Origin of the sequence: Thalassotalea algicola (genome assembly GCF_012932965.1) — a bacterium.
Lineage (GTDB): Bacteria > Pseudomonadota > Gammaproteobacteria > Enterobacterales > Alteromonadaceae > Thalassotalea_F > Thalassotalea_F algicola.
The window spans coordinates 1-15,599 of the sequence record NZ_JABBXH010000009.1; the positions used below are offsets into that span (position 1 = coordinate 1).

At 41.0% G+C, this 15,599-nt stretch carries 14 protein-coding genes and 1 riboswitch; of the genes, 8 read left to right on the forward strand and 6 right to left on the reverse strand.

What is annotated here, in order from left to right; all coding sequences use genetic code 11:
* Positions 1–361 precede the first annotated feature (361 nt).
* From gmhB to HII17_RS17980, 6 genes are all read right to left on the reverse strand, one after another.
* A complete protein-coding gene (gene gmhB / locus HII17_RS17955) occupies positions 362–898 on the reverse strand; it encodes a D-glycero-beta-D-manno-heptose 1,7-bisphosphate 7-phosphatase (protein WP_169076755.1) in 537 nt (178 codons plus the stop codon).
* 103 nt (positions 899–1,001) lie between these two features.
* Positions 1,002–1,763: an SDR family oxidoreductase gene (locus tag HII17_RS17960; RefSeq protein ID WP_169076756.1), complete on the reverse strand. Its 762-nt coding sequence runs from the start codon at positions 1,761–1,763 to the stop codon at positions 1,002–1,004.
* A gap of 71 nt (positions 1,764–1,834) precedes the next feature.
* Positions 1,835–2,719: a 3-hydroxyisobutyrate dehydrogenase gene (mmsB, locus tag HII17_RS17965; protein WP_169076757.1), complete on the reverse strand. Its 885-nt coding sequence runs from the start codon at positions 2,717–2,719 to the stop codon at positions 1,835–1,837.
* Between the two features lie 11 nt (positions 2,720–2,730).
* Positions 2,731–3,855 (reverse strand): enoyl-CoA hydratase/isomerase family protein, encoded by a 1,125-nt coding sequence (locus HII17_RS17970; RefSeq protein WP_169076758.1) that lies wholly within the window; start codon positions 3,853–3,855, stop codon positions 2,731–2,733.
* A 9-nt stretch (positions 3,856–3,864) separates the two neighbouring features.
* Positions 3,865–5,022, reverse strand: a complete 1,158-nt coding sequence (locus tag HII17_RS17975) for an acyl-CoA dehydrogenase family protein (RefSeq protein ID WP_169076759.1) — start codon at positions 5,020–5,022, stop codon at positions 3,865–3,867.
* Between the two features lie 123 nt (positions 5,023–5,145).
* The gene (locus HII17_RS17980; protein ID WP_169076760.1) at positions 5,146–6,330 is read right to left on the reverse strand and encodes an acetyl-CoA C-acyltransferase; all 1,185 of its coding nucleotides are present in this window, start codon (positions 6,328–6,330) and stop codon (positions 5,146–5,148) included.
* A 351-nt stretch (positions 6,331–6,681) separates the two neighbouring features.
* Between HII17_RS17980 and HII17_RS17985 the strand changes: the two genes are divergently transcribed.
* The 8 genes from HII17_RS17985 (at position 6,682) to HII17_RS18020 (ending at position 15,339) form a co-directional block, all read left to right on the forward strand.
* On the forward strand, positions 6,682–7,074 hold the full coding sequence (locus HII17_RS17985; RefSeq protein WP_169076761.1) for a MerR family transcriptional regulator: 393 nt from the start codon (positions 6,682–6,684) through the stop codon (positions 7,072–7,074).
* Positions 7,075–7,099: 25 nt separating this feature from the next.
* The gene (locus HII17_RS17990; protein ID WP_169076762.1) at positions 7,100–8,269 is read left to right on the forward strand and encodes an isovaleryl-CoA dehydrogenase; all 1,170 of its coding nucleotides are present in this window, start codon (positions 7,100–7,102) and stop codon (positions 8,267–8,269) included.
* Positions 8,270–8,408: 139 nt separating this feature from the next.
* Complete coding sequence (locus HII17_RS17995) at positions 8,409–10,016, forward strand: carboxyl transferase domain-containing protein (protein WP_169076763.1); 1,608 nt, start codon at positions 8,409–8,411, stop codon at positions 10,014–10,016.
* A gap of 13 nt (positions 10,017–10,029) precedes the next feature.
* Positions 10,030–10,818 (forward strand): enoyl-CoA hydratase/isomerase family protein, encoded by a 789-nt coding sequence (locus tag HII17_RS18000; RefSeq protein ID WP_169076764.1) that lies wholly within the window; start codon positions 10,030–10,032, stop codon positions 10,816–10,818.
* A gap of 33 nt (positions 10,819–10,851) precedes the next feature.
* Positions 10,852–12,858 carry an acetyl/propionyl/methylcrotonyl-CoA carboxylase subunit alpha gene (locus HII17_RS18005; RefSeq protein ID WP_169076826.1) on the forward strand — a complete coding sequence of 669 codons (2,007 nt, stop codon included), beginning with the start codon at positions 10,852–10,854 and terminating at the stop codon, positions 12,856–12,858.
* Between the two features lie 112 nt (positions 12,859–12,970).
* A complete protein-coding gene (locus tag HII17_RS18010; RefSeq protein WP_169076765.1) occupies positions 12,971–13,879 on the forward strand; it encodes a hydroxymethylglutaryl-CoA lyase in 909 nt (302 codons plus the stop codon).
* 72 nt (positions 13,880–13,951) lie between these two features.
* Positions 13,952–14,662 (forward strand): CoA transferase subunit A, encoded by a 711-nt coding sequence (locus HII17_RS18015; protein WP_169076766.1) that lies wholly within the window; start codon positions 13,952–13,954, stop codon positions 14,660–14,662.
* Between the two features lie 20 nt (positions 14,663–14,682).
* A complete protein-coding gene (locus HII17_RS18020; protein ID WP_169076767.1) occupies positions 14,683–15,339 on the forward strand; it encodes a 3-oxoacid CoA-transferase subunit B in 657 nt (218 codons plus the stop codon).
* Positions 15,340–15,479: 140 nt separating this feature from the next.
* Positions 15,480–15,566: riboswitch (cyclic di-GMP riboswitch) on the forward strand.
* Positions 15,567–15,599: the final 33 nt, after the last annotated feature.

The window sequence follows — 15,599 nt, forward strand, 5'->3', positions numbered from 1 at the left end:
TGTGAATGTCCACACAAATTGCATGATAACTAATTGTTAAAGAAAAGATTCTTTCGAATCTCGCCAGACATCACATTCGTGTTTGGCGTGTGCTCCACCGTTGAGAGCGGATGCGCATTTTACGCTTCCCTGTTTTAATGTCAACAACTTTTTGAAAAAAACTTTAATTTATTTTTCTAAGTTATCTGACCCGTTTAATTACTTTATTAAGGAACTAAACTGTTCAAAACAAGCTTCTTAGGTCTCCCTGAAGAAGTGGAGCGCATTTTAGAGATTTATTCGCCTGCGTCAACACCTTTTTTCGAATAATCTCTTATTTTAGTTCAAGTGCTGATATTTTGCACAATTTTAAAAAAAATACTTAGCTGAGAAATGCAATTGCCTCTTTCACAGCCTTCACTCGGTGCGCATGTATATGAAGATCGTCTTGATATTGGCTTGCTACTAGTACCTTATTATGGATACCAGCAGCCTCAGCCGCTTTCATGTCCGAAACTTTATCGCCAATAAATGCGCTGTGTGTTAAATCTACACCGTGCTCCTTTTGTGCCTTAAGTAACATCCCAGGTTCAGGTTTACGACATTTACACGTAAGAACGTACTCATTGTCTCCTTTTTCTGGATGGTGCGGGCAAAAGTAAACATCAGCTATTTTAATATCTTCTTTAGCAAACTCACTTTTCATCCATTGTGTTAACGATAAAAAGTCCTCAACTGAGTAATAGCCTCTAGCAATTCCAGCCTGATTGGTAATTACAAAAATTTCGAAGCCCATATCTTGAGCATAGCGACAGACATCAAATATCCCATCTACAAACTCAAAGTCTTTTATTTGATGTACATAGCCAAAGTCGACGTTAATAATGCCATCTCGATCTAGGAATAGTGCTCTTTTCATTAGTTGTTATTCTCAGCTCTTTGCCTCAATAAAACAAAAGACGAGTCTTTAACTCGCCTTTTATCTTTCTTTAATAAGAATAGCATCATATAAGTAAAAAAACTTACATGCTTAGTCCGCCATCGATTTCAACGACTCGACCTGTAAAGAATTCATTTTCAAAAATATACTTTACCGTATGCGCTATTTCATCAGCTTCACCTAAACGGCCGACAGGTTTCATTTTTTCTAATCGTTCACGCATTTCTGGTTTCATTGCATCAGTCATTGCTGTTCGAACAACGCCAGGAGCAATAGCACCAACACGAATACCATGACGACCAAGTTCACGTGCCCAACAAACAGTCATCGCAACGACACCAGCTTTTGATGCAGCATAGTTTGTCTGCCCCATATTACCGTTACGAGCAATTGACGACATATTGACAATAACGCCTTTTCGCTCATTTTTTACCATATGAGCAGCCGCCTCTCGGCCACATAGAAAAACGCCGGTCAAATTAACATCAATGACCGATTGAAATTGCTCTAAAGACATCTTTTTAACAATTTCGCCGTCTTTAGCTTTTAATAGCATGCCATCTCGCAAGATTCCGGCATTATTAATTAAACCATCAAAACCACTAAAGTCATCGTTTATCTGATTAAACGTAGCTTCTACTTCTGATTCATTAGTTACATTTGCTAAATAGTAGTTAGCATTAGAACCTTCTTGCTCAATTAAACTAACAGTTTCTTTAAGCAATTCTTCATTTAAATCAATCAATGCTAATTTAGCACCAATTTTGGCTAAATTAACGGCAATAGCACGACCTAAACCTTGGCCACCACCAGTAATTACAATTACCTTATCTTGTACATTCATCTCACTGTCTCTAATTTAACAAAGCTAGTTGTGCACCAGCTTTGTCTTTCTAATTAATGATGCTCAGCAGTTTATTTATTAAATAAATTGAATATGCTTGAGAAATCTTTACTACCGTTACCTGCACCTGAATGCATAGCATATAAGCTACGAGCTAACGCCCCCATAGGAGTTGATGATTGACTACTTACTGCAGTATCCATCGCAAGACCTAAATCCTTTGCCATTAAATCAACCATGAAGCCACCATCATAATTATTTGAAGATGGAACGCCTTCCATAACTTCAGGACATGGGTTATATACATCTAATGTCCAATTCGATCCCGACGATTTACTCATGATCTCTGATAGTACTTTAGGATCTAAACCATTTGCTATACCCAATTGTAAGGCTTCTGATGTACCGACCATTAATACAGAGAGCAGCATGTTATTACATACTTTAGCGACTTGACCTGCCCCTAAATCACCCGCGTGGAATAAGTTTTTACCCATGCTTGCTAAAATAGGTTGAGCTTTTTCAAAAGCAGCTTTACTGCCGCCAACCATAAAACTAAGTGTACCAGCTTTAGCACCACCAACACCGCCAGATACTGGTGCGTCAATAAACTCAATACCAGCTTGAGCCAAAGCTTCACCAACCGCTTTAACTGAAGCAACATCAATAGTAGATGAATCAATAACTAAAGCTCCTTCTTTAATGTGGTTCACTAAACCATTTTCGCCGGTATACAAGCTTGTAACATGCTTGCCCGCTGGCAGCATAGAAACAATAACTTCTGCATTGGTAACAGCTTCTTGTGCAGAAGATGCCGTACCAGCGCCATTCTCTACCACATCAATGACAGCCTGTGCTGAAAGATCGTAGACACAAACGTGATGTCCTGCTTTTATTAAGTTAATGGCCATTGGGCCACCCATATTACCTAATCCAATAAATGCAATATTCGCCATAACTTTCCCCTTTATTTCCCTAGCTGCGCTAATGGATGCTCATCAGCAGACCATTTTGAAGTAAAGAACCAATCGATTACTTCCTCGTCTACCTCAGCGATAGAGCTATACTTCCAGCTCGGATTATTATCTTTATCAATTAATAGTGCTCTTACGCCTTCAAAAAACTCACCGTATTGACCACACTTCACAGATAAGCCTAGCTCTAATCTAAAACACTCAGCCAAACTTAACGATTTACCTTGAACTAATTGGCGATAAACTAAATGTCCGCTAATTGCACTACCATGTTTTAATGATTTTTGTGCTCTATTAAACCATTTATCTTCTACTTCACAAGTTACAATAGCATTGACAATATCTGCAAAATCATCACCAGCAGTCACATGTTCAATCAGTGCTTTGTTAGCTCTAACATGTGATACAGGTAATTGCGCATTCGACATAAGTTCATGTTCATGCATTAAGTCGTTTAATTTGTCATGATTTAAAGCAACCGTATTACCCCAATTTACCGACTTAAGTTGTTCTACGAAAACCGACTTCTTTTCTGCAAGCATAAAGAAGTCAGCTAAACCTGTGTATTTAGCGTCGCTTGCATTGATCGAAGCACCTGTCAAACCTAAGAACAACCCACAACTTTCAGGCATTTTATTAAGGAAGTAAGTTCCACCAACATCGGGATATAAACCAATGCTAATTTCCGGCATCGCAATACGACTGGTCTCAGTAACCACTCGATGACTAGCACCGACCATCATGCCTAAGCCTCCCCCCATTACAATGCCATTACCCCAAACGATAAATGGCTTGTTAAACGTATGGATCAAATAATCAAGCTTATATTCTTTAGTGAAGTAATCTTCAATTGCAGGAGCATAATCACCAGGGTGTGATTTCATTTCGTTATAAAGCTTAACGATATCACCACCAGCACAGAATGATTTTTCACCAGCTCCTTGAAGTAAAACCAAAGCAATATTTTCGTCTTCTTTCCACAGAGATAGTTGTGGAAATAAAGCATCTATCATATCGCCACTTAAGGCGTTCAACGATTTTTCTGAATTCAAAGTGGCAATACCGATTTTTTTGCCATTTTCACATTCTAGCGTTTCAAAAATTACTACATCAGACATATTCAGCTCCTACAATAATTGGCCTGCGCCTTCAGTTAATAATCTACGCGCGATAATCACACGCATAATTTCATTGGTGCCTTCAAGAATTTGATGAACACGAACATCACGAAAATGACGTTCTAATGGGTATTCTTTAATGTAGCCATAGCCACCATGAATTTGCAGCGCAGCATCACATACTTTAAAGCCAACATCAGTAGCAAACTGCTTAGCCATTGCACAATAAGCCGTTTTCTCTGGGTCATTACTATCTAGTTTAAAAGCCGCTAGGCGCACCATTTGACGGGCAGCGACTAATTCTGTCGCCATATCAGACAATTTAAATTGAAGTCCTTGAAATGCGGCTATTGGCTTACCAAATTGCTGGCGCTCTTTCATATATTCCATAGCTGTGTTCAATGCTTGCTGTGCGGTCCCAATAGAGCAAGTTGCAATATTAATACGTCCACCATCAAGCCCTTTCATGGCGATTTTAAAACCTTCACCTTCAGCGCCCAATAAATTTTCTACTGGCACTTTTACATCTTCAAACGTAATCAGCTTAGTTGGTTGTGCATTCCACCCTAATTTTTCTTCCGCTTTACCATAGATAATACCGTCACTGTCGGCTGGAATTGCGATTGCTGAAATACCTTTGGCGCCCGCTTCACCAGTTCGCACCATAACTACAAGCACATCTGTTTCACCCGCGCCTGAAATAAACATTTTTGAACCATTAACTAGGTAATAGTCACCTTCTTTTTTAGCTGTAGTTCTCAAACTTGCAGCATCAGAACCTGCGCCAGGCTCGGTTAAACAGTATGACGCCAACTTTTCACCCATGACTAATTCTGGGCACCAAGTATCTTTAACAGATTGTTGCCCCCAAGTCGCAATCATCCACGTTGCCATATTATGAATAGTCATCATTGCTGTCGTAGCAGTACAGCCCATTGCTAGCTGTTCAAAAATAATTGACGAATCTAAACGGCTCAAACCTAAACCACCTGCATCTTCAGGTGAATACAAACCACAAAAACCAAGCTCACCTGCTTTAGCAATCACTTCTTTAGGAAAAATATGTTCGGCGTCCCACTTAGCTGCATTAGGTGCAAACTCAGCGTCAGCAAATTGTTTTGCCGTATCAGCAAACATTTGCTGATCTTCAGTTAAGTTAAAATTCACTTAAAAATCCTCTATTGTTCGCCTATAAGTTTATAGACAATCAAATACGCGAAAGCTCAAATGACTCGTTATTATTTTTATTCGAGTCAGTTGAGCCTGTTGTAATAATTTATTATTTGCTTATTAAAGCATTTCTACTGCGATGGCCGTTGCTTCACCGCCACCAATGCAAAGTGTTGCAACACCTTTGCTTAAACCTTTGTTCTTAAGCGCATGAATCAGCGTAACCATGATACGAGCACCACTAGCACCTAATGGGTGACCTAAAGCACATGCACCGCCATTAATATTTACCTTTTCAACATCAAGGCCCAGCTTATCAAGCGCTAACATGCTCACCATGGCAAACGCTTCGTTAACTTCAAATAAGTCAACATCTGCTGCCGCCCAACCTGCTTTATTTAATAACTTATTTACTGCTCCAACAGGTGCAACAGTAAACTCTTCAGGCGCTTGAGCATGTGTTGCATGCGCTACCACTTTACAAAGCGGCGTTAAACCACGCTTTTCGGCTTCAGATTGTTTCATTAATACTAACGCAGCTGCGCCGTCTGAAATTGAGCTAGAGTTGGCAGCAGTGATAGTGCCGTCTTTTTTAAATGCAGGACGTAATGAAGGAATTTTATCTGGACGAGCATTCCCTGGCTGCTCATCAATTTCAACAACCGTATCACCTCGACGCGACTTAACGGTTACGGGTGCTATTTCATTAACAAAAGCACCTGATTCAATCGCCGCATTCGCGCGAGATAATGAGCGAATTGCATACTCATCCATAGCTTCACGAGTATATGCTTCGCCATCAGCAGTCGTTTGAGCAAAACACCCCATAGAAATACCGTCGTAAGCATTCTCCAAACCATCTAACATCATATGATCAAGTACTTGGCCATGCCCCATGCGCATACCACCACGTGCTTTTGGCAACATGTAAGGTGCATTTGACATACTTTCCATGCCTCCAGCAACAGCAACATCAATTGAGCCGACTAAAATAGAGTCATGAACATCCATTACAGATTTCATTCCTGAACCACAGACTTTATTAATGGTGTTACATACTGTTGATTGAGCTAAACCTGCTGCTAATGCAGCTTGGCGTGCTGGTGCTTGTTTTAAACCAGCAGGTAACACACAACCCATTACTACTTCATCAATTTGATCAGCAGCCAAACCTGCTTTTTCAACAGCAGCTTTAATAGCTACAGCGCCTAACTCTGGTGTTGTTACTGCGGAAAGTGAACCTTGAAAGCCGCCCATTGGCGTACGAGTAGCTGAAACAATTACGATAGGATCCGTGATAGACATAAAATATTCTCCACTTCGGCAACTAGTTTTGTTGCGTTAAATAATAGGCCAATTTTGAATGGCCGTTAGATTAACTCAATTTTACGTTTACGCCAACGTCAACTTAAATAGAACTTTAGTCCTATGAGTTAAATCAATTTATGCCATTTTATATAAGAAAAATCGGCCCTCACTCTAGATGAAATAAAGACTAAGTGCATTAACGACAGATAAAATCAAGATGGTCGTGCCAGCTTTCAATGTAACTTATCCCTTACACTTTGATTATTTATATACCTACAACACCAACTTTACCTTTACGTAAACTTACCCTATAGTAATTCCAGATTTAATTATGGCAAAGCTACATAAATGGCAAGCACAAAACCAACAACTTACGCTATTGGTGAACTCGCTAAAGAATTCGATATTACTACTCGTAGTATCCGCTTTTACGAAGATCAGGGGTTGTTAAGCCCTACACGTAAAGGACAAACCAGAATATACAACCAAAGAGATAAAGTTCGACTAAAGTTAATCTTACGCGGTAAACGCCTTGGCTTTTCATTAGCAGAAACAGGTCGTCTTTTTGAATTGTACGATGCAGATAAATCAAGTGCTAAACAGCTAGAAACCATCATGGGGCTTATTGCAGATAAAAAATCTGACTTAACGCAACAGATGGAAGACATAAAAATTGTCTTAGTAGAACTGCAAAATCTAGAACAAAGCTGTTTAGAAACACTTTCAAAAATTAAAGAGTAAAACGAACATTACTTAAGGAACACACATGATTTCTACCTTTTCTTCTCTAAATTTCAACTTAGGTGAAACAGTTGACATGATTCGCGATCAAGTTAACGCATTTGCTCGCGATGAAATTGCTCCACGTGCAGCACAAATCGATATCGACAATGAATTCCCAATGGATTTGTGGCGAAAGTTTGGCGATTTAGGCTTATTGGGTATGACGGTTGAAGAAGAATATGGTGGTACTGGCCTAGGCTATTTAGAGCATACTATTGCGATGCAAGAAATCAGTCGTGCCTCTGCTTCTGTTGGTTTGTCGTACGGCGCTATGTCTAACTTATGCCTAAACCAGTTACGTAAAAACGGTTCGCACGAACAAAAACTCAAATATTTGCCAAAGCTTTGTTCTGGTGAACATATCGGTGCATTAGCCATGTCAGAACCAAACGCAGGTTCAGATGTAGTAAGCATGAAATTACGTGCGGAAAAAAAAGGTGACAAATACATCTTAAACGGCAACAAAATGTGGATTACCAATGGTCCAGATGCTCACGTTTATATTATCTACGCAAAAACTGATGTGAATGCAGGCTCTAAAGGCATTACAGCTTTTATTGTAGAACGTGACTTCCCTGGCTTTAGCCGCCATCAGAAATTAGACAAGTTAGGAATGCGTGGTTCAAATACCTGTGAATTAGTATTTGAAGACTGTGAAGTTCCTGCTGAAAATATTTTAGGTGAAGAAGGCAAAGGTGTTCGTGTACTTATGTCTGGTTTGGATTATGAGCGATTAGTGCTGTCTGGTGGCCCGTTAGGTATTATGGATGCCTGTATGGACTTGGTTGTACCTTATATTCACGATCGTAAACAATTCGGCCAATCAATTGGTGAATTCCAATTGGTACAAGGTAAAGTTGCTGACATGTACACACAAATGAATGCAGCAAAATCATATGTTTATATGGTAGCTCAAGCATGTGACCGTGGTGAGACTACTCGTAAAGATGCGGCTGCCGTAATTCTTTATTCTGCAGAGCTTGCGACAAAAATGGCGTTAGACGCTATTCAGTTGTTAGGTGGTAATGGCTATATCAACGAATTCCCAGCAGGTCGTTTATTGCGTGATGCGAAACTTTACGAGATTGGCGCGGGTACTTCAGAAATTCGACGCATGTTGATAGGTCGTGAACTATTCAACGAGAGTAAGTAACTTTACGTCGCTATTCGCTTTAATACATTGTCAAAGGTGCTCACGTAGACTGCTACGTTACGCGCCTTTTCCTCATATTAAACCGACTAACTTTGTAACACTCACTTACTAAATTGAAATTATAAGAAAGGAAAATATCGTGCCAAAGATTACTTCCAAAATAAATACAAGAAGCCAAGATTTTCTTGACAACGCTGAGCATATGCAAGCTCAAGTTGATGATTTGAAAGCTAAACTAGAAGAAATCAAACTTGGTGGCGGCGAAAAGAGCCGAGAGCGCCATTTATCACGAGGTAAGCTATTACCAAGAGATCGCGTGTACCAGTTACTCGATGCTGGTTCACCATTTTTAGAGTTATCTCAAATGGCGGCATTTGAAGTATATGACGACAACGTCCCTGCGGCGGGCATTATTACCGGTATTGGACGTGTAGGCGGTCAAGAATGTGTGATCGTAGCAAACGATGCAACAGTTAAAGGGGGTACTTACTACCCATTAACGGTGAAAAAGCATCTTCGTGCACAAACAGTCGCCCAAGAAAACAATCTACCTTGTATTTATTTAGTCGATTCTGGTGGTGCTAACTTACCCAATCAAGACGACGTATTCCCTGATAAAGAACACTTTGGCCGTATTTTCTTTAACCAAGCCAACATGTCAGCACAAAACATTCCTCAAATAGCGGTAGTTATGGGCTCTTGTACTGCTGGTGGCGCCTATGTGCCAGCAATGGCTGATGAATCAATTATCGTAAAAGAACAAGGAACGATTTTCTTAGCCGGGCCACCGCTAGTAAAAGCAGCAACAGGAGAGGTCGTTTCTGCAGAAGAACTTGGTGGTGCCGATGTTCATTGTCGTACCTCTGGTGTATCTGACCACTTTGCACAAAACGACCATCATGCACTTGAGCTTGCACGCAACGCAGTGAGTAATCTTAATCGCGTAAAACCAATGCAGTTAAATATTCAAGCGGTTGAAGAGCCAGATTACGATCCGAAAGAAATTTACGGAGTAATCCCGAAAGATGCTCGTCAGCCATACGATGTACGTGAAGTTATTGCTCGCGTAGTAGATGGTAGCGAATTCGACGAATTTAAAGCGCTTTACGGCACCACTCTTGTTTGTGGATTTGCCCGTATTTATGGTTACCCAGTGGGTATTGTTGCTAATAACGGTATTTTATTTGGTGAATCGGCACAAAAAGGTGCCCACTTCGTAGAGCTTTGTGCGCAACGTAAAATCCCATTAGTGTTTTTACAAAACATCACAGGCTTTATGGTAGGTAAGCAATATGAATCAGGCGGAATAGCCAAACACGGTGCGAAAATGGTTACCGCGGTTGCATGTGCCCAAGTGCCAAAATTTACCGTGCTTATAGGTGGTAGCTTCGGTGCCGGTAACTACGGCATGTGTGGTCGAGCCTATGATCCTCGTTTCTTATTTATGTGGCCTAATTCACGAATCTCTGTAATGGGTGGTGAACAAGCTGCAGGTGTATTAGCGCAGGTTAAAAATGATCAAATGGCAAAACGCGGCGAAACTTGGTCAGAGCAAGAGCAAACCGAATTCAAACAGCCAATTATCGATACCTATGAGCACCAAGGTCACCCTTATTATGCCTCTGCCCGCCTTTGGGATGATGGTGTAATCGATCCTGCGGAAACACGTCAAGTGTTGGGTTTAGCAATTTCAGCATCACTTAATAAGCCAATTGCTAATACGCAATTCGGCATCTTTAGAATGTAAGGAACTGCGACAAATGAGTAATTTAATCCTTACTGAGATAGATGTTCGGGGCGTTGCAACCGTTACTTTAAACAATCCTGATAAACATAATGCTTTCGATGACAGTATTATTGCTGAATTAACCAAGGCGTTTAATGCTATTGCGGAAAATGAAAGCGTGCGTGTCATGGTGCTAGCTTCAACCGGTAAAAGCTTTTCAGCGGGAGCTGATTTAGGTTGGATGAAACGCATGGCTTCGTATAGCTACGAAGAAAACCTGAAAGACGCCAATGCTCTCGCCCAAATGCTACATGCCCTTAATTTTATGCCTATGCCTACGATTGCTAAAGTCCAAGGTGCAGCGTTCGGCGGTGCTGTTGGCTTAGCTAGCTGTTGTGACATGGTCGTTGCGAGTGAAAAGGCGAGCTTTTGTTTAAGTGAAGTAAAGCTGGGCCTAATCCCCGCTACAATAAGCCCTTATGTTGTTAATGCTATTGGCTTAAAAGCAAGCCGTCGCTATTTCCAAACTGCCGAGCGGTTCTTTGCAGATAAAGCTGAACGTTTAGGCTTAGTAGACGAAATTTCGTCGCCTGATGAATTAAGCGATTCAGTTGAAAAGTTAATCTCAGCATTACTAGCTAATGCCCCTACTGCGACAAGACAAGCTAAACAACTAGCATTTGATGTTGCTTACCAAGCTATTACACCAGAACTAATGAAAGATACCAGTGAGCGTATCGCTGCTATTCGCGTGTCAGAAGAGGGCCAAGAAGGACTGACCTCTTTCTTTGATAAACGTGCCCCAAACTGGCTACACAAATAAAGTGCAGCAGGAGTAAAAATAATGACAACGAAAATGTTTACAAAAATTCTGATTGCTAACCGCGGTGAAATAGCATGTCGCGTAATTAAAACTGCGCGTGAAATGGGCATTTTAACGGTAGCTGTATATTCAGATGCAGATAAAGATTCTCTTCACGTTAATATGGCAGATGAAGCCGTTTACTTAGGCCCTTCACCTTCGCGCGAAAGTTACCTTGTTTCTGAAAAAGTAATTGAAGCAGCGAAAATGACAGGCGCCCAAGCTATTCATCCAGGTTACGGCTTTCTATCCGAGAACGCTGACTTTTGTCGAATGTGCGCAGATAACAATATTACCTTCATTGGCCCGCCAATCGGCGCGATTGAAGCAATGGGCTCAAAGTCTGCTGCCAAAACCATTATGGAAAAGGCCAATGTACCACTAGTACCTGGTTACCATGGTGATGACCAATCAGAAGCTATTTTAAAGCAAACCGCAGACGATATGGGTTATCCGGTTTTATTAAAAGCTGCTGCAGGAGGTGGTGGTAAAGGTATGCGCCAAGTCTGGTCTGCAGAAGAGTTTTCTGAAGGTTTAGCAGCTGCGAAACGCGAGGCCATGTCGTCATTTGGTGATGACATAATGCTAGTTGAAAAATATCTCACACAACCTCGTCACGTTGAAATTCAAGTATTTTGTGATAACCATGAAAATGCAGTCTATTTATTCGAGCGTGACTGCTCTGTTCAAAGACGTCATCAAAAAGTCATTGAAGAAGCGCCTGCACCAGGCATGTCTGAGGACTTACGTGATCAAATGGGTCAAGCAGCAATACAAGCAGCAAAAGCAATTGGCTACCAAGGCGCTGGTACCGTTGAATTCTTACTTGATGTTGATGGTTCATTCTACTTTATGGAAATGAACACCCGTCTTCAGGTAGAACACCCTGTTACCGAGCTTATTACGGGACAAGATCTAGTTGAATGGCAATTACGTGTCGCTGCAGGTGAACTGCTACCTAAAAAACAAAGCGAACTTGAAATAAAAGGTCATGCTTTTGAAGCACGTATATATGCTGAAGATCCTAACAATGACTTCCTACCGGCGACTGGAAAACTATCATTCCTTGTACCACCTATCGAAAGTGAACATGTACGAGTAGATACAGGTGTTCGTCAAGGTGATGAAGTAAGCGTTTATTACGACCCTATGATAGCCAAACTAATTGTTTGGGACGAATCACGCGAAAAAGCCCTGCAACGTATGGCCAAAGCATTAGCTGAATATCGAGTTAGTGGTGTAACAACTAATATCGATTTCTTATACAACTTGGCGACTTGTAGACCATTTGTAGATGCCGAATTAGATACTGGCTTTATTGAAAACCATCAATCATTAATTTTTCATAATGATGAGCAAACCCTCGCAAATGAATTGCCAATGGCAGCGCTTTACCTTGTGCTTAGTCGCGCTAAAACTGCCAAACAGGTTGCAGCAAAGACTAATGATCCATACTCACCATGGAATACAACAAATGCTTGGCGAGTAAATGAAGCACATATTCATGAGTTAAGTCTTAGCCATGGTGAAGTGCAGTATGATGTTGTTGTAGAACAAAAACGCCAAGGCTACGACAGTTTCTACTTAATTACCGTTGAAGGTAAAACGTTCGACTGCCAAGGTTATATCAAAGACAACAGCTTGTATTTCACGATTAATGGCTATAGAAGCTGTGCAACCATTGCGCACAACGATGAACATATCAGTTTATATCGTCCCAATGGAGTCTTTAACTTCACTCGTGTATTGCCTGATCTAGGTGACACAGACGAAGATGCAGGCCAAGGTGGATTAGCGGCTCCAATGAACGGCACAATGGTTGATGTATTAGTCGCTAAAGGCGATTCAGTCGAAAAAGATCAGCCGCTTGTCATTATGGAAGCGATGAAAATGGAACACACCATTAAAGCGCCTTCTGCTGGCACAGTAACTGAATTATTCTTTTCGGCCGGAGATATGGTTGACGGTGGAGCCGAGCTTCTAGCATTTGAAGCAGAATAATCCTTCGATAAGCTCAGCATGAAACTAGCTAGGTGACTAGCTATAAGTTAACTATGAGCTTGGGGTATGTGCAGCAGACTGAGCAATTGACAAACTGAAGTGAATGTTAAATATGAATTTACCTAAAAAAGTAAAAATCGTTGAAGTTGGTCCTCGAGATGGCCTACAAAACGAAAAGCAGTTTATTGAATCTGCCGACAAAATCGCGTTGATTAATCAACTGTCAGATGCTGGTTTAAGCTATGTTGAAAGTGGTAGTTTTGTGTCACCTAAATGGGTTCCACAAATGGCAACTTCAACCGATGTATTTACAGGTATTAATAAAAAAAGTGGCGTTACGTACGCTGCTTTAACACCAAATATGAAAGGCTTTGAAGCAGCAATTGCAGCTGGCGTCGATGAAGTTGCCATTTTCGGTGCTGCTTCAGAAAGCTTTAGCCAAAAAAATATTAACTGTTCAATTGATGAGAGTCTCGAACGCTTCGCACCAATTATGGCGACAGCGAAAACACATGGCATAAATGTTAGAGGTTACGTATCTTGCGTTGTTGGCTGTCCTTACGATGGCGAAATTGCGCCAGAGAAAGTAGCAGATGTAGCAGAAAAGCTTTTAAAGATGGGCTGTTATGAAATTTCATTAGGCGACACGATCGGTGTTGGTACAGCAGCAAGTGTACAAAAAATGCTACAGGCTGTTGGTACTAAAGTACCGGTTGAAAAACTAGCGGTTCACTTTCATGATACCTATGGTCAAGCGTTAACCAATATTTACACCGCGTTAAGCATGGGAGTTTCTGTTGTAGATAGCGCTGTTGCTGGTTTAGGCGGTTGTCCTTATGCTAAAGGCGCGTCAGGCAACGTAGCAACAGAAGATGTTGTATACATGCTAAATGGACTAGGTATCGATAGTGGTATCGATTTAGACAAATTACTAAAAGCAGGTTGGTTTATTAGCGACATATTAGGTCGAGCCCCTGTATCTAAAGTATCAAATGCGTTTCGAGCGCAACGAGTAGATTAAGCCTGCGATATGCTTAGGCTGAAAGAATAATAAATTATTTACGCAACTACTGCGTTTATTGAGGAGTTTACAATGGCAGGATTCGATAAAGTCGTTTCAAGTTATGAAGAAGCGATGGCCGGTCTTGAAGACAATATGACGGTAATCGCTGGTGGATTTGGCTTATGTGGCATACCAGAAAACCTGATTGCAGAAATAAAGCGTAAAGGCACAAAAGACTTAACTGTAGTTTCAAATAACTGCGGCGTAGATGATTTTGGTTTAGGTGTCCTATTACCTGATCGTCAAATTAAGAAAATTGTAGCGTCTTATGTAGGCGAAAACGCTGAGTTTGAACGTCAAATGATGTCAGGTGAATTAGAAGTAGAATTAACTCCACAAGGCACATTAGCAGAAAAAATGCGTGCTGGTGGTGCTGGTATCCCTGCATTTTTCACTGCAACTGGATACGGAACACCTGTAGCAGAAGGTAAAGAAGAAAGAGAATTCGATGGCCGTAAGTACATCATGGAAGAATCGATTAAAGGTGACTTTGCCATTGTTAAAGCATGGAAAGCCGATCGTTATGGCAATCTAGTATTTAGAAAAACCGCACGCAACTTCAACCCAATGGCTGCTACTGCCGGTAAAATTACCGTAGTAGAAGTAGAAGAAATTGTTGAACCTGGTGAGTTAGACCCGGATCAAATTCATACACCAGGCATCTACGTTGACCGTCTTATTCAAGGTACATTTGAAAAGCGTATCGAACAACGTACCATTCGTACAGCAGACAATAGCTAATCGCGCAAAGGAGAAATATCATGGCTTTATCTCGTGAACAAATCGCTATGCGCGTTGCGCAAGAACTACAAGATGGTTACTACGTTAATTTAGGTATCGGCATACCAACACTAGTTGCGAATTACGTACCACAAGGTATGGAAGTAATGTTGCAATCAGAAAATGGCTTATTGGGTATGGGGCAATTCCCAACCGAAGATGAGCTTGACGCAGATATGATCAATGCAGGTAAACAAACAGTAACTGCAACAACTGGTGCGTCGATTTTCGATTCAGCTGAATCATTTGCAATGATCCGCGGTGGTCATGTTGACCTGACTGTTCTAGGTGCATTCGAAGTAGATGTAAACGGTAACATTGCTTCTTATATGATCCCAGGAAAGCTGATTAAAGGTATGGGTGGTGCAATGGACTTAGTTGCTGGCGCGGATAACATTATTGTTACCATGACCCACGCCTCAAAACACGGCGACTCTAAGCTACTGCCTGAGTGCACTCTGCCACTAACAGGTAAGGGTTGTATTAAGAAAGTACTAACTGATTTAGCCTTTATTGAAATTAAAGAGGGCAAATTTCACCTGTTAGAACGCGCACCAGGCGTTTCCGTTGAAGAGATTGTAAAACTTACTAGTGGCGAAATGGTCGTGCCAGAGCACGTGCCAGAAATGCAGTTTTAAGCTGCATCAAACCAATAGTTAACTATCATATTAAGGGGCTTACAGCCCCTTTTTCATACTCTGAATTTACGTGACATATAAATGAAAAACTTTCAAGTATCTGTTGCATATCGTTACAAAATTTGCTAATACTAAAGGTGACAAAGAAAAGGCAAAGCATATGAAAGTGTGCTACGCAAAACCACCGGTCTAAGGGCATTGACGCCTACGACAGCGGAGTTACCTCATCAAAAGGGTACGTTCCAGTGGTTTTTTCTTTT